This is a genomic window from Streptomyces sp. NPDC003300 (assembly GCF_040610915.1).
Lineage (GTDB): Bacteria > Actinomycetota > Actinomycetes > Streptomycetales > Streptomycetaceae > Actinacidiphila.
On sequence record NZ_JBEXNE010000002.1, the window covers coordinates 1 to 14,323 of the forward strand.

Genomic DNA, 14,323 nt, shown 5'->3' on the forward strand with positions numbered 1-14,323 from the left:
AGGTATTATCCGGTATTAGACCCCGTTTCCAGGGCTTGTCCCAGAGTGCAGGGCAGATTGCCCACGTGTTACTCACCCGTTCGCCACTAATCCACCCGAAGGCTTCATCGTTCGACTTGCATGTGTTAAGCACGCCGCCAGCGTTCGTCCTGAGCCAGGATCAAACTCTCCGTGAATGTCACCGGGATATCCCGGAACAACACGCAAGAGCGGCGCGACCGGGAGGAATAATCCCCGTCGCGCACAGCGTCCTCGCTGTGTTTTGTTCTTCAAAGGAACCACGCCCCACGAACCACAATCGGTCCGCGAAGACGGGGTATCAACATATCTGGCGTTGACTTTTGGCACGCTGTTGAGTTCTCAAGGAACGGAAGCTTCCTTCAGACCGTTTCACCGGCCCTCCGGGCTTTCCCTTCGTGTTTCCAACCCTACCAGATCCGCTGTGCGTTTCCGGCCCCTGATTGGATCGGGGTTTGTTTCCCGCCTTTCGGCGTGTCCACTACGTTAGCCCATTTCCCGGGCGACTCATAATCGAGTCCATCGAATTGGATTTTGGCGCACCAAAATACAGCCCGATGATCGGGAAGACGTAGGTAGTGGGTGGCCGCCCGGTGCGGTAGGGGCTGATGTGAACCATCCCCACCGTTTTGGCGGCTTGGACTACGTTACGCACGAGCGGCGACCGAGTCAAGCTCGGCCGCCGCTCAAACGTAGATTTCCAGCCGTGTCAAGCGAGTTCGACCGCTCCGAGGTTCTTCTTGCCCCGGCGCAGCACCAGCCAACGCCCGTGGATCAGATCGGAGTCGGCGGGAACCGCGTCCTCGCTGGTCACCTTGGTGTTGTTGAGGTACGCGCCGCCCTCCTTGATGGTGCGGCGGGCGGCGGACTTGCTCGGGACCAGTTCGATCAGGGCCAACAGGTCGGCCACCGGGGCCAGTTCACTGACCTGCGCCTTCGGGAGTTCGCTGAGCGCGGCGGCCAGGGTGGCCTCATCCAGGTCGGCGAGTTCGCCCTGGCCGAAAAGTGCCTTGGAAGCGGCGATCACGGCGGCGCACTGGTCGGCGCCGTGCACCAGCGTCGTCAGCTCCTCGGCGAGGGCGCGCTGGGCCGCGCGGGCCTGCGGGCGTTCCTCGGTCGAGCGCTCCAGCTCCTCGATCTCCGCCCGCGAGGCGAAGCTGAAGATGCGCAGGAAGGTGGCGATGTCACGGTCGTCGGCGTTCAGCCAGAACTGGTAGAAGGCGTACGGCGTGGTCATCTCCGCGTCGAGCCAGATGGCGCCGCCCTCGGTCTTGCCGAACTTGGTGCCGTCCGCCTTGGTGATCAGCGGGGTGGCCAGCGCGTGCACCGAGGCGCCCTCGACGCGGTGGATGAGGTCGATGCCCGCCGTGAGGTTGCCCCACTGGTCGCTGCCGCCGGTCTGGAGCGTGCAGCCGTACCGCCGGTACAGCTCCAGGAAGTCCATGCCCTGGAGGATCTGGTAGCTGAACTCCGTGTAGCTGATGCCCTGGTCGGAGTTGAGGCGGCGGGCCACGGCCTCCTTGCTGATCATCTTGTTCACCCGGAAGTGCTTGCCGATGTCGCGCAGGAACTCGATGGCCGACAGGCCCGACGTCCAGTCCAGGTTGTTCACCATGGTCGCGGCGTTGGGCCCCTCGAAGGAGAGGTAGGGCTCGATCTGGGCGCGTACCCGCTCGACCCACTCCGCGACGACCTCGGGCGCGTTCAGCGTGCGCTCGGCCGACGGCTTGGGGTCGCCGATCAGACCGGTGGCGCCGCCGACCAGTCCGAGCGGGCGGTGGCCGGCGAGCTGGAGGCGGCGGATGGTCAGGATCTGGACCAGGTTGCCGAGGTGCAGGCTGGGCGCGGTCGGGTCGAAGCCGCAATAGACCGTGACAGGGCCGTCCGCGAACGCCTTGCGCAGTGCGTCCTCGTCAGTGGAAACGGCGATCAGCCCTCGCCACCGCAGCTCGTCGACGATGTCCGTCACGGGTCTCGTGTCTCCCTCTTGTGGGTGCTGGGGGTCGGATACGGCTTCGCGTACCCGGTGCGTGAAGCGTGTCCGAGGGTACGCGGTTCCGGCCAGTCGTTTATCGACGCTTGCGCGGGGCGTGGGCGCGGTAGGGGCTGACGGTGGGGTCGCCGTCGATCCAGTAGCGCCAGGGGTGGTCGGCGCCCGCGCCGCCGACGCCGGTGCGCGGGCCGGTGCGGACGAGGGCGGGCGGGGGCGGGGTCCCGGTGAGGACGCGCAGCGGTCCGCCGGGGCCGCAGGCGTCGGCTCCGTTGAGCGAGCGGTCGACGGCCAGTGCCGTGGCGAGCCGGGCGGGGCCTTGGGCGAGGTCGCTGTCCTTGCGGGAGGTGGGGCGATGGGCGCGGGCGAGGTCGGCGCCGGTGGTGATCTCGCCGCCGCGCAGCAGGACTCCGCTGGGGGTGCCTTCGGGGCCGCAGACCAGGTTGAGGCAGAACCACATGCCGTAGGTGAAGTAGACGTAGGTGTGTCCGGGCGGGCCGAACATCACGGCGTTGCGGTCGGTGCGGCCCCGGTAGGCGTGGGAGCCGGGGTCGTTGGGGCCGTCGTACGCCTCGACTTCGGTGAGGCGCAGGGTAACCGGTCCTTGGTCGGTGGTGCGGACCAGGGTGCGGCCGAGCAGGTCGGGGGCGATGTCCAGGACCGGCCGGTCGAAGAACGCCCGGTCGAGCGGGACCTGTTCGGGTGGCGTGATCACGGTTCAGGAGCGTAGTGGAACCGGACGGGGCGTCCCGGCGTTCGTAGAGTTCGCACAGCGTGAGCCAGTGGATGCGGTCAGGGAGAGTGCGTATGGGGTTCAGGAAGATGATGGCGAGTCTCGGGGCCGGTGGGGCGTCGGTGGAGACGGAGCTGCACCAGGCCGATGTGGTGCCCGGCGGGGTGGTCGAGGGTTCGGTGCGGGTGCAGGGCGGTTCGGTCGAGCAGCGGATACAGGGGCTGACGGTCGGGTTGCAGGCGCGCGTCGAGGTGGAGCGCAGGGACGCGCAGGGCAATGAGACGGAGTCCTTGCAGAACATCGAGTTCCATACGCGGCAGATCGCCGGCGAGTTCATGGTGCGGGCGGGGGCGGTGCACGATGTGCCGTTCTCGTTGGAGGTGCCGTGGGAGACGCCGGTGACGATGTTCATGGGGCGGCAGCTCACGGGGATGAACGTGGGGGTGACGACGGAGTTGCAGATCGCCCGCGCGGTGGACAAGGGGGATCTGGACCCGGTGAACGTCCACCCGCTGCCCGCGCAGGAGGCGCTGCTCGACGCGTTCGGGCGGCTGGGGTTCGCCTTCAAGAGCGCGGATCTGGAGAAGGGGACGATGCGGAACACGCGGCAGCGGCTGCCGTTCTACCAGGAGATCGAGTTCCGTACGCCGGAGCAGTACCGGGGGCTCAAGGAGGTGGAGCTGACGTTCGTCGCGGACGGCGACGAGATGGATGTCGTCCTGGAGATGGACAAGAAGCCGGGGCTGTTCGGCGGCGGCAGTGACACGTACCGCTCCTTCACGATGAGCATGCACTCCTTCGAGGAGACGGACTGGGCGGCCTATCTGCACCAGTGGCTCGCCGAGGTGGGCGGCAAGCGGAACTGGTTCTGACGCGGGCCCTAGGCTCGGGGCGGAATCAATCGTGTGCGATCAGGAGGTGTCGAGGTGACCGAGCAAGCGCGACGGCCGCTCCCCCATGACTTCCACCCGCAGGTGCCGGAGTTCACCGTGGTGAGCGACGACGTGGTACCGGGCGGGGTACTCAAGGACGATCAGGTGTACGCGGCGGGCAATGTCTCGCCGCAGCTTCGGTGGGAGGGGTTCCCGGCCGGGACGAAGAGCTTCGCCGTCACGTGCTACGACCCGGACGCGCCGACCGGCAGCGGTTTCTGGCACTGGGTGCTGTTCGACATCCCGGCGTCGGTGACGGAGCTGCCGCGCGGTGCGGGTTCCAGTGCTTTCCCTGGGCTGCCCGCGGGCGCGACGCACGCGCGGAACGACTACGGGACGCGGGATTTCGGTGGCGCGGCGCCGCCGCCCGGTGACGGGTCGCACCGGTATGTGTTCACGGTCTACGCGGTGGACACCGAGAAGCTGGGCCCGGACGCGGACGCCTCGCCCGCGTTCGTCGGGTTCAATCTGCGCTTCCACACGCTGGGCAGGGCGCAGTTGATCGGTGAGTACGAGATGCGGGCCGGAGGCTGAGCCGGTCGGTCTGTCGCGCTGAGCGCTCGGGATATTACGTTGCGCTCCGCCGTTCCCCGTCGCACAGTGGTGCGTGCCTGACGACGTGACCACCGTCCTCAGGCTGTCGGCACCGCGGTGGCGGGGGCGGCCGGGCGTCTGCGTCCGCCGTCTGCCGGAGTTCGGTCTGCGGGCCGGGCGTCCACGCCGACGGACGCGCTCCGGGTGCCCGTTCTACACGGGGGACGGCACCCGGAGCGCAGACCTTCCCCCGGGACGAGCCCCCGGCCGAGCCCGGAGGGACGCGGGGACGTGCCCCGGCGCGGAATCCGGGATGAACAGGACCTTTCCACCTGCCGATCTTCCGGTTGCGGCCGTGAAATTGCGTTGTCGGCGGCCGTGTCCCGGGGTCACAGTGGATCCACTTCGCCATGGGGGCGGGGCAGGGCCCGGGAGGTGGGCGGGATGCGTGAGACGCTGGTGCTGAATGCGAGCTTCGAGCCGCTGTCGACGGTGTCGCTGCGGCGTGCTGTCGTGCTGGTGATGCAGGACAAGGCCGTCGTGGAGCAGGCGCATCCCGGGCTGCGCATCCGTGCCGCCGCGGTGGAGGTTCCGGTGCCGCAGGTGATCAGGCTCTGCCGGTACGTGCGGGTGCCGTTCCGACAACGGGCCCCGTGGTCGCGGCGCGGTGTGCTGGTACGTGACCGGCACCGGTGCGCGTACTGCGGGCGCAGGGCCACCACGGTCGACCACGTGCAGCCGAAGTCGCGCGGGGGCGGTGACACCTGGCTGAACACGGTGGCCGCGTGCGGCGAGGACAATCAGCGCAAGGCGGACCGTACTCCCGAGCAGGCGGGGATGCGGCTGCTGGTCCGGCCGTTCGAGCCGACGCCGGCGGACACGCTGCTGTTGGCGCTGGGGGTGCGGGACGGTTTCGGGCTGCCGGAGTGGCTGCCCGTTCCGGCGTCGGCCTGAGCGCCCCTTCGCATGCGGGGAATCGAGGTCGTGGGGCCGTGAGGTCCCGACGGGGCGGGGCCCTTCCCTTCGGGGAGGGGCCCTATTTCAGCAGGAGTTGGACGATCGCGGCGGTGCCGACGACGACGATGAGTCCGCGCAGGGCGGCGGGCGGGAGGCGGCGGCCGACGCGGGCGCCGATCAGGCCGCCGATGACGGCGCCGCCCGCGATGAGGCCGACGGCGGTCCAGTTCATGTGGGCGACGATGATGAAGAAGAGGGCCGCCACGCCGTTGACGACGGCGGCGAGGACGTTCTTCATGCCGTTGACGCGTTGCAGGGACTCGTTGAGCACCAGGCCCATCAGGGAGAGGTACAGCACGCCCTGGGCGGCGCCGAAGTAGCCGCCGTACATGCTGGCGAGCAGCATGCCGACGACGAGGGCGGTGCCGCCGTGGGCGGGGGCCTGGGTGCCGGTACGGTCGCGGCGGGCCTGGACGGCGCGGGCCAGGCGGGGTTGCAGCACGACCAGGACGAGCGCGATGGCGATGAGGACGGGGACGATCGCCTTGAACGCCGTGGACGGCAGGGTCACGAGCAGGACGGCGCCGATGAGTCCGCCGACGAGGGCGACGGCGCCGAGCCGCAGCAGGCGCGGTCGCTGGCCCTGGAGTTCACCGCGGTAGCCGATGGCGCCGGTGATCGAACCGGGCACCAGGCCCAGTGAGTTGGACACGTTGGCCGTGACGGGCGGCAGTCCGACGGCGAGCAGGACGGGGAAGGTGATCAGCGTCCCCGAGCCGACGATGGTGTTGATGGTGCCCGCGCCGATTCCGGCCGCGAACACGGCGAGGGCTTCCGGCAGAGTCATGCGTCGTCTCCATGATCTTCGCGCGTCCTCCCCGCCGTCGAGGTCGAGGGGTGCGCGGCGATCATGTCATAGGGGGCTGCGGCGGGCTTCCGGGCCGGGGCGGTCCTCGTCAGTGCTGGTCACTGCTCGTCAGCGCTGGTCAGCGCTGGTCAGTCCTTGTCGAAGGGCGGGGACTCGCGGCGCGGGGCGGGCGCGGTGGCGGGCTCGCGTGAGCCGTTGCCGGGAGCGCCGGGGGCGCCCGGGAGGTTGACGATGCCGCCGAGGCCCTTGAGCGCGTCGTTCAGCTCGCTGGGGATGATCCACAGCTTGTTGGCGTCGCCCTCGGCTATCTTCGGCAGCATCTGGAGGTACTGGTAGGCGAGGAGCTTCTGGTCGGGGTCGCCCGCGTGGATCGACTCGAAGACCGTGCGGATCGCCTGGGCCTCACCTTCGGCGCGCAGCGCGGCGGCCTTGGCGTCACCTTCCGCGCGCAGGATCGAGGACTGCTTCTCGCCCTCCGCGGTGAGGATCTGGGACTGCCGGATGCCTTCCGCGGTGAGGATCGCGGCGCGCTTGTCACGGTCGGCGCGCATCTGCTTCTCCATCGAGTCCTGGATGGAGGTGGGCGGTTCGATCGCCTTCAGCTCGACGCGGTTGACGCGGATGCCCCACTTGCCGGTGGCCTCGTCCAGGACGCCGCGCAGTGCCGCGTTGATCTCCTCGCGGGAGGTCAGGGTCCGCTCCAGGTCCATGCCGCCGATGATGTTGCGGAGCGTGGTGACGGTGAGCTGCTCGATGGCCTGGATGTAGCTGGCGACCTCGTACGTCGCGGCGCGGGCGTCGGTCACCTGGTAGTAGATGACGGTGTCGATGTTGACCACCAGGTTGTCCTGGGTGATCACCGGCTGCGGCGGGAACGGCACGACCTGCTCTCGCAGGTCGATGCGGTTGCGGATGGTGTCGATGAACGGCACCACGATGTTGAGGCCGGCGCTGAGGGTCCGGGTGTAGCGGCCGAAGCGCTCGACGATGGCGGCGCTGGCCTGCGGAATCACCTGGACCGTCTTGATCAGCGCGATGAAGACGAGCACCACCAGGATGATCAGGACGATGATGATGGGCTGCATGTCCACTCCCCGCGCGGGTCGGCTGCGGGAGTACGACGTACTCCGGCATGATCAATTCTGGCAGAACGGCCGCCTGTCGCGGGCGGGTTCGGTGATTTCCCGGCCCTCGTCGGCGACGTTCGGATGTCGGGTGTTCGGATGTCGGGTGTTCGGATGTCGGGTGTTCGGATGTCGGGTGTTCAGGTGTCCGGAGGCCGGGTGTTCAGATGACGACGGCGGTCGCTCCGTCGATCTCCACCACGTCCACCTGCTGCCCCGGGTCGTAGACCCGGCCGTGCTCCAGGGCGCGGGCCGACCAGACCTCTCCGCCGAGTTTGATCCGTCCGTTGGCACCGCCGTCGACACGTTCCAGGACGACGGCCTGCTTGCCCTTGAGGGCGTCGACACCGCTGCGCTGTTCCGGGCGTTGCCGGTTGCGGTACGCGATGGGCCGTACGAAGACCAGCAGCGCGACCGAGACGACGACGAAGACGATCACCTGGGCGACGATCCCGCCGCCCATTCCGGCCGTGACCGACCCGGCCACCGCTCCGACGGCGAACATCCCGAATTCGGGCATCGCCGTGATCACCAGCGGTATCCCGAGACCCACTGCCGCTATCAGCCACCACACCCATGCGTCCACGTCGCCAATCGTAGGCGTGCGGAGGGCAGTTGCGGCAGTACGCAATGGAAACCCGGACGAAAACCCTTCAGGACAGCGGCAGTCCGGCGGCCGTCCAGCGGTCGCCGCGGCGCTCGACGACCAGCGGGAGGCCGAAGCAGCGGGACAGGTTGCGGGAGGTGAGTTCGAGGTCGATCGGTCCCGCGGCGACGACCTTGCCCTGCTGGATCATCAGGACGTGGGTGAAGCCGGGGGCGATCTCCTCGACGTGGTGGGTGACCATGATCATCGAGGGGGCGATGGGGTCGCGGGCCAGCCGGCCGAGGCGGCGGACCAGGTCCTCGCGTCCGCCGAGGTCGAGACCGGCGGCGGGCTCGTCGAGCAGCAGCAGCTCGGGGTCGGTCATCATCGCGCGGGCGATCAGGGTGCGCTTGCGCTCGCCCTCGGACAGGGTGCCGAACTTGCGGCCGAGGTACTCGCTCATCCCGAGCCGGTCGAGGAACGCGCGGGCGCGGTCCTCGTCGACCTGCTCGTACCCCTCGTTCCAGGTGGCGGTCATGCCGTACGCGGCGGTGAGGACGGTCTCCAGGACCGTCTGCCTGCGCGGCATCTTCTCGGCCATGGCGGCGCCCGCCATGCCGATCCGCGGCCGGAGTTCGAACACGTCCACGTTGCCGAGCTTGTCGCCGAGGATCTGGACGGTGCCGGTGGTGGGGAAGAGATAGCTGGACGCGACATTGAGCAGGGTGGTCTTGCCCGCCCCGTTGGGTCCGAGGATGACCCAGCGTTCCCCCTCGGCGACCGACCACGACACGTGGTCCACCAGAGCCCGTCCGTCGCGGACCACGGATACGTCCACCAGCTCCAGCACATCGCTCATGAGCGCGTTGTCTCCCATTGCAGTCTCGGCTGTCTGCCGTGTGCGCGGGTAGGCACCGGCAGAAGGATCCCCCGGGGAAAACTTACGCCACCGCGCGACGGGTCCGTTCCATAGGCTGGGGGCATGCTTGATGAACCTCGCTCAGGGCGGCTGACCGCGTGGGGAAATGCCCTGCTTGCCGGACTTGCCGCCCCCGATGACGTCGCACAGGAGATCACGGCGGACGACGCCGTGCACCGGATCTCGGGGCTGCCGGGTGAGCACGTCCCGGTGGGGCTGACGCTGGGGCTCGGCAGGCTGCGCGCGCTGGGCGTGACGGGGCTGCGGCTCGCGCTGCCGGTGGCCGGGCATCCGCTGGGGCTGAGCGGGCCGCCGGAGTTCAACGCGCGGGCGCTGGCCGCGGGCGAGGCGGTGGTCACCGTCGGCGGCGCGGCGCTCGGTCTGGTGCCCGAGGTCCGCGAGGCGGGCCCGGCCGGCGATGTGCACGTCGAGGTCGAGTGGCGGTGCCTGCCGGTACGGGACGCGCCGCCCGCCGACGTACCGTCGCTGAGCGAGGCCGAGCGGGAGCTGGCCGAGGCGCTGCGGGACGCCACGAACGCGCTGGCGCGGCTGGACGTGGCGGGCGCGGGTCCGTCCGCGCACGCGGCGCTCGAGGCGTACCGGGCGCGCGCCGAGCGCGGCGGCGAGGTGCTCGCGCCGGGGTATCCGCCGCGCGCGGTACGGGTGCTGGCGCTGGCGCAGCGGGTCGCGGCGCTGGTGGCGATCGCCTCCGACGGGCACGGCGCGGCGGTGAGCGCCTCGCAGATCGCGGCGCGGGCGGAGCTGCTGCGGCCGGTGGAGCGTACGGCGCGCAGGGCGCAGGTGGCGGCGTACAACGCGTATGTCGAGGAGGCGGAGCGGCGCAGGACCTGACATCCCACGCGGGGCGCGGCACGGGACCTGACATCCCACAGCGCGGCGCGGCGGCGCGTGGGGAGGCCCCGCGGCTACGGGGAGGGATCCCGTGCCGCGGGGCCTTCGGCGAGGCGGGCCGGAAGTCCGCGTCGTCCGTGGTTACTTGTTGACGGCGACGTTGCCGAACGCCGGGTTCAGCAGGCCGATCACGTTCACCGAGTTGCCGCTGAGGTTGACCGGGATGTGCACCGGAACCTGCACCAGGTTGCCGGAGCCCACGCCCGGGGACTTCACGGCGGTGCCGCACGCGTCGGCGCCGCTGGCGGCGGAGGCCACACCGGTACCGGCGACGGCCAGGCCGCCCGCCACGAGGGTGACGGTCGCGGCCTTCTTGAGGTTCATCACTTCGAACTTCCTCTTTGCTGGGGGCACCTCCCAGCCGTGGCTGGGGGTGCACCGCGGCAATCCGCCGCGGTACGCCCTGCAGAACGGGTCACCGTGGATCAGGTTGCGCCGTTCGGACGACATACACCCGACAGTATGAATCTCACTCCGCCGAACGGATGCCCGCACGGACAGGTGGACGGTGGCCCGCACGGGCACGTGGTGGTCGGCCCGCACGGCCACGTGGTGGTCGGCCCGCACAGGCAGGTGGACACGGTGGCGCCGCGAGCGGTCCCGTCAGTTCCCCACGCCGTTGCGCACCGCCCACAGCGCGGCCTGGGTGCGGTCGGCGAGGTCGAGCTTCATGAGGATGTTGGAGACGTGGGTCTTGACCGTCTTCTCGGAGAGCACCAGCGCGCGGGCGATCTCCCGGTTCGAGCGGCCGTCGGCGATCAGGCCGAGGACTTCGCGCTCCCGCTCGGTCAGCGCGTTGCCCCGGCCCTGGCCGGTGCCGCCCTGCTCCTGGGAGAGCAGCGCGCCCGCGACCTCGGGCTGGAGCAGGACGTGCCCGGCGTGCACGGAGCGGATGGCGTCGGCGAGCGCGACCGGGTCCACGTCCTTGTAGACGTATCCGGCGGCGCCCGCCCGCAGCGCGGGCACGACGGTGCGCTGTTCGGTGAAGCTGGTCACGATCAGCACCCGTGCCGGGTTCTCGGCGTCGCGCAGCAGCCGCAGCGCCTCGATGCCGTCGACACCGGGCATCTTGACGTCCATGAGGATCACGTCGGGCCGCAGTTCCTGGGCGCGGGCCACGCCTTCCTCGCCGTCGCCCGCCTCGCCGACCACCTCGATGTCGCCCTGCACCTCGAGGAAGGTGCGCAGCCCCCTGCGGACGACCTGGTGGTCGTCGACCAGCAGCACGCGGATGGTGTTCTCAGCCACCGGGCACCTCCATCTCGATGACGGTGCCCTTGCCGGGCTCCGATTGCACGGTGAGCCGGCCGCCGACGCCGCCGGCCCGGTCCCGCATGGAGACCAGTCCGAGGTGCCGTCCGGCCCGGCGGACCGCGGTGGGGTCGAAGCCGCGGCCGTCGTCGCGGATCCGCAGCAGCGCGCCCTTTCCGTGGCCTTCCAGGATGACGTCCACGGCGTCGGCGTGCGCGTGCCGCAGGGCGTTGTGCATCGCTTCCTGGGCGACCCGCAGCAGCGCCTCCTCCTGTGCGGCGGGCAGCGCCCGCACCCGGACGGCGTGGAAGGTGACGTCGGCGGAGTGGACGCGGTCCAGGACGTCGGCCTGGGTGCGCAGGGTGGCGACGAGGCCGTCCTCGTCCAGGGCGGCCGGGCGCAGTTCCACCACTACGGCGCGCAGTTCGTCGGCGGCCTCGGCGGCGAGCGCCGCGACCTGCTTCAGCTCGCCCTTGGCGCGCGCCGGGTCGCAGTCGACCAGTGCGGCGGCGGCCTGGGCGGTCAGCCGCAGCGAGAAGAGTTTCTGCGAGACGGCGTCGTGCAGTTCGTGCGCGATCCTGGCCCGCTCCCCTGCCAGCGTCAGCTCGCGGCTGCGCTCGTAGAGCCGGGCGTTGGTCAGGGCGATCGCGGCGTGGTCGGCGAGGATCCGCAGCAGGTCCTCGTCGTCCTCGGTGAAGCCGCAGGTGCCGTCGGCGCCGCGGGTCCCGCCGGGGCCGCACTTCTTGTTGGCGAGGAAGAGCGCGCCGAGGATCTCGTCGCCGTCGACCACCGGCATGCCGATGAAGTCGCGCATGTCGGGGTGGTGCTTGGGCCAGCCCTGGAAGTCCTCGAAGGTGCGGACGTCGGCGAGCCGCAGCGGGGTCGCCTCGTGCAGGATCGCGGCGAGGATGCCGTGCTGCCGGGGCAGCGGGCCGATGGCCTTCCACTCCTCGTCGCTGACGCCGTCGACCACGAACTGCGCGAAGCCGCCGTGGTCGTCGGGCACGCCCAGGGCCGCGTATTCGGCGTCGAGCAGCTCGCGGGCGGACGCGACGATCGTCTGGAGGACGTCGCGCACCTCCACCTGGCGGCTCATCGCCAGGACCGCGGCGCTGACCGCTTCGATTCCGCCTCGTGGCGGCCGGATGGGCATGTCTCCACCGTACCGGCGCCGGGTGACGGTCCGTATGCGCCGCCGGACCGACCGTCCTCGGTCGTGTGGCCTAGTTCCAAGTGACCGTGAGGCGTGCGGCGGCCGGCCGAGGCGTGTGCGGCCGGGGCGTTCCTACGGTGAGGGCACGAGGTGGTCCGGCGGACGGCCGGGCCCCGGTGCGGAGGGCTGGATCATGCCGGTAGCGATCATCACGGGAGCGTCGCGCGGACTGGGGCGGGCGCTGGCCGCCGAGCTGGCGGGGCGCGGCTGGGACCTCGTACTGGACGGGCGGAACGCGGACGCGCTGCGGTCGGCCGCGGCGGACCTGGAACGGTACGGCCCGGATCACGCCGGGGGCGCGGCGGTACGGCCACGGGTGCGGGCGGTGCCGGGCGACGTGACGGCGGCGGGGCACCGGGCGGAGCTGGTGGCGGCGGCGCGCGAGCTGGGCGGGGTGGATCTGCTGGTGAACAACGCGAGCGCGCTGGGCGCTGAGCCGCTGGTGCCGCTGGCCGAGCTGCCGGTGGCGGGGCTGCGGGAGGCGCTGGAGACGAATGTGACGGCGCCGTTCGCGCTGGTGCGGGAGGCGCTGCCGCTGCTGCGGGTGGCGGGCGGCGCGGTGCTGAACGTCAGCTCGGACGCGGCGGTGGAGGCGTATCCGACCTGGGGCGGGTACGGGGCGAGCAAGGCGGCGCTCGACCATTTGTCGGCGGTGCTGGCCGAGGAGGAGCCGGGGCTGCGGGTGTGGTGGGTGGACCCGGGCGATCTGCGGACCGGGCTGTACGCGGCGGCCGTGCCCGACGACGCGGACTTCGCCGCCCGGCCGCTGCCGGAGTCGGTGGTCCCGGCCTTCCTGCGGCTGCTCGACGAGGCCGCGCCCAGCGGGCGCTACAGCGCCCCGGTGCTGCTGGAGGCGCGATGAGTGCGGTACGGGAGGGTGCGCAGGCGGCGCGGCCCGCGAAGGACTCCGGGCGGGGGGCCGCGAAGGACCCCTATATAAAGAGGACAGGAGCGGGCAATAAGGACATCGGGCGGGGCAGGGGCCCGGGCGGGGCCCCGCGGGCCGGGCTGGCGGGGCTGCGCGTCCCGGACTCGCTGCTCGCGACGGCCCCGGCCGCCCGCCGGGACACGGTACGGCTGCTGGTCGGCGAGCAGCACACCGGCGCGGTCACCCACCACGGCTTCCGCGACCTGCCGAAGCTGCTGCGGGCCGGTGACGTCCTGGTGGTGAACACCTCGCGGACGCTGCCCGCGGCCGTGGACGGGCGGCTCGACGGACAGCCGGTGGTGGTGCACTGGTCCACCCGCCGGGACGACGGCCGCTGGGTGGTGGAGGTCCGCGACCCGGACGGGCACGGCTCGACGGTCCGCAGGGCCGGCGGCCCCGCGGGCGCGGCGGTCGAGTTGCGCGCCGGGGCCCGGCTGGTGCTGGAGGAGCCGCTCGACCCGGCCGGGGACCGGCTGTGGGTGGCCGCGCCCTCGCTGCCGGACCCGGTCGCGTACATGCGGCGGTACGGGCGGCCGATCCGGTACGGCTACACCGACCGGGACCAGCCGCTGGCGGCGTACCAGACGGTGTTCTCCGCCCGGTCGACGGACAGCCTCGGCTCCGCGGAGATGCCGAGCGCCGGGCGGCCCTTCACCACGGCGCTGGTGACGGAGCTGGTCTGCCGGGGCGTGCAGGTCGCGCCGATCACGCTGCACACCGGGGTGGCGTCGGTCGAGGCGCACGAGCCGCCGTACGCCGAGCCGTACACCGTGTCGGCGGCGACGGCCTGGCAGGTGAACGCGGCGCGCGCGGCGGGCGGCCGGGTGGTGGCGGTGGGGACGACGGCGGTACGGGCGCTGGAGTCGGTGGCGGACGAGCGCGGTGTGGTGCGGCCGGGCGGCGGCTGGACGGAGCTGGTGGTCACCCCGGAGCGCGGGGTGCGCGCGGTGGACGGGCTGCTGACCGGACTGCACGAGCCGGAGGCCACGCACCTGTTGATGCTGCGGGCGCTGTCGGGCGACCGGCTGCTGGAGCGGGTCTACGCCGAGGCGCTGCGCGGTGGTTACCTCTGGCACGAATTCGGCGACGTCAATCTCCTGCTGCCATAAACGTCACATAAAGCGCCCCCTCCGTCACCTTGGGCGACGGAGGGGGCGACGGCGTGTGAGGTGACCTATAGGACGTACGTCACATACTAAGTCGCCTAGTGGAAAGGGCGCCTCACGCCACTGTCCGGGGGAATGCCGATTCCGATTTGTCCCTCGACCGTCTACGAAAGGAGTTCGTAGGAAGGCTCGTTGACCTCCGTTTTCCGACCCTCTAAGAATTCTCGGGTCCGCAAACGGAAGAGGTTAATT

Annotated in this window: 15 protein-coding genes and 1 rRNA gene; 6 read left to right on the forward strand and 10 right to left on the reverse strand. The window is 71.0% G+C overall.

The genetic code is table 11. From position 1 onward, the window contains the following. From ABZX65_RS02525 to ABZX65_RS02535, 3 genes are all read right to left on the reverse strand, one after another. Positions 1 to 176, reverse strand: a 16S ribosomal RNA gene (locus ABZX65_RS02525); the annotation flags it as partial. Positions 177 to 727: 551 nt separating this feature from the next. Then, positions 728 to 1,987 (reverse strand): tyrosine--tRNA ligase, encoded by a 1,260-nt coding sequence (gene tyrS / locus ABZX65_RS02530; RefSeq protein WP_355333623.1) that lies wholly within the window; start codon positions 1,985 to 1,987, stop codon positions 728 to 730. Between the two features lie 100 nt (positions 1,988 to 2,087). Next, positions 2,088 to 2,723 (reverse strand): DNA-3-methyladenine glycosylase, encoded by a 636-nt coding sequence (locus tag ABZX65_RS02535; protein WP_355333625.1) that lies wholly within the window; start codon positions 2,721 to 2,723, stop codon positions 2,088 to 2,090. A gap of 92 nt (positions 2,724 to 2,815) precedes the next feature. Between ABZX65_RS02535 and ABZX65_RS02540 the strand changes: the two genes are divergently transcribed. The 3 genes from ABZX65_RS02540 to ABZX65_RS02550 all read left to right on the forward strand — a co-directional run bounded on the left by ABZX65_RS02540 (position 2,816) and on the right by ABZX65_RS02550 (position 5,161). Beyond that, positions 2,816 to 3,613: a sporulation protein gene (locus ABZX65_RS02540; protein ID WP_355333627.1), complete on the forward strand. Its 798-nt coding sequence runs from the start codon at positions 2,816 to 2,818 to the stop codon at positions 3,611 to 3,613. 54 nt (positions 3,614 to 3,667) lie between these two features. Then, the gene (locus ABZX65_RS02545) at positions 3,668 to 4,207 is read left to right on the forward strand and encodes a YbhB/YbcL family Raf kinase inhibitor-like protein (protein ID WP_355333630.1); all 540 of its coding nucleotides are present in this window, start codon (positions 3,668 to 3,670) and stop codon (positions 4,205 to 4,207) included. A gap of 444 nt (positions 4,208 to 4,651) precedes the next feature. Then, on the forward strand, positions 4,652 to 5,161 hold the full coding sequence (locus ABZX65_RS02550) for an HNH endonuclease (RefSeq protein ID WP_188279862.1): 510 nt from the start codon (positions 4,652 to 4,654) through the stop codon (positions 5,159 to 5,161). Positions 5,162 to 5,243: 82 nt separating this feature from the next. Here ABZX65_RS02550 and ABZX65_RS02555 read toward each other — a convergent pair whose 3' ends face one another. From ABZX65_RS02555 to ABZX65_RS02570, 4 genes are all read right to left on the reverse strand, one after another. Further along, positions 5,244 to 6,011: a sulfite exporter TauE/SafE family protein gene (locus ABZX65_RS02555; protein WP_355333633.1), complete on the reverse strand. Its 768-nt coding sequence runs from the start codon at positions 6,009 to 6,011 to the stop codon at positions 5,244 to 5,246. A gap of 149 nt (positions 6,012 to 6,160) precedes the next feature. Then, positions 6,161 to 7,117 (reverse strand): SPFH domain-containing protein, encoded by a 957-nt coding sequence (locus ABZX65_RS02560; protein WP_355333636.1) that lies wholly within the window; start codon positions 7,115 to 7,117, stop codon positions 6,161 to 6,163. A 202-nt stretch (positions 7,118 to 7,319) separates the two neighbouring features. After that, positions 7,320 to 7,751 carry an NfeD family protein gene (locus ABZX65_RS02565; RefSeq protein WP_317452506.1) on the reverse strand — a complete coding sequence of 144 codons (432 nt, stop codon included), beginning with the start codon at positions 7,749 to 7,751 and terminating at the stop codon, positions 7,320 to 7,322. Positions 7,752 to 7,809: 58 nt separating this feature from the next. Continuing rightward, a complete protein-coding gene (locus tag ABZX65_RS02570; protein WP_355333638.1) occupies positions 7,810 to 8,601 on the reverse strand; it encodes an ABC transporter ATP-binding protein in 792 nt (263 codons plus the stop codon). A 123-nt stretch (positions 8,602 to 8,724) separates the two neighbouring features. On the opposite strand from ABZX65_RS02570, the gene ABZX65_RS02575 reads away from it, so the two are divergent. Further along, positions 8,725 to 9,513, forward strand: a complete 789-nt coding sequence (locus tag ABZX65_RS02575; RefSeq protein ID WP_355333641.1) for a hypothetical protein — start codon at positions 8,725 to 8,727, stop codon at positions 9,511 to 9,513. A 141-nt stretch (positions 9,514 to 9,654) separates the two neighbouring features. Here the strand turns inward: ABZX65_RS02575 and ABZX65_RS02580 are convergent, their stop codons facing one another. From ABZX65_RS02580 to ABZX65_RS02590, 3 genes are all read right to left on the reverse strand, one after another. Further along, positions 9,655 to 9,900 (reverse strand): chaplin, encoded by a 246-nt coding sequence (locus ABZX65_RS02580; RefSeq protein ID WP_188279867.1) that lies wholly within the window; start codon positions 9,898 to 9,900, stop codon positions 9,655 to 9,657. 276 nt (positions 9,901 to 10,176) lie between these two features. Next, positions 10,177 to 10,821, reverse strand: a complete 645-nt coding sequence (locus tag ABZX65_RS02585) for a response regulator transcription factor (RefSeq protein ID WP_093714340.1) — start codon at positions 10,819 to 10,821, stop codon at positions 10,177 to 10,179. Continuing rightward, a complete protein-coding gene (locus ABZX65_RS02590) occupies positions 10,814 to 11,977 on the reverse strand; it encodes a GAF domain-containing sensor histidine kinase (protein WP_355333645.1) in 1,164 nt (387 codons plus the stop codon). The genes ABZX65_RS02585 and ABZX65_RS02590 overlap by 8 nt, the downstream gene beginning before the upstream one ends. 193 nt (positions 11,978 to 12,170) lie before the next feature. Here ABZX65_RS02590 and ABZX65_RS02595 point away from each other — a divergent pair, with 193 nt between their 5' ends. Together ABZX65_RS02595 and ABZX65_RS02600 are read left to right on the forward strand one after the other, a co-directional pair. Next, on the forward strand, positions 12,171 to 12,899 hold the full coding sequence (locus tag ABZX65_RS02595; protein ID WP_355333648.1) for an SDR family oxidoreductase: 729 nt from the start codon (positions 12,171 to 12,173) through the stop codon (positions 12,897 to 12,899). After that, positions 12,896 to 14,074, forward strand: a complete 1,179-nt coding sequence (locus tag ABZX65_RS02600) for an S-adenosylmethionine:tRNA ribosyltransferase-isomerase (protein ID WP_355333651.1) — start codon at positions 12,896 to 12,898, stop codon at positions 14,072 to 14,074. Before ABZX65_RS02595 ends, ABZX65_RS02600 begins: the two co-directional genes overlap by 4 nt. The last annotated feature ends 249 nt before the right edge of the window (positions 14,075 to 14,323 follow it).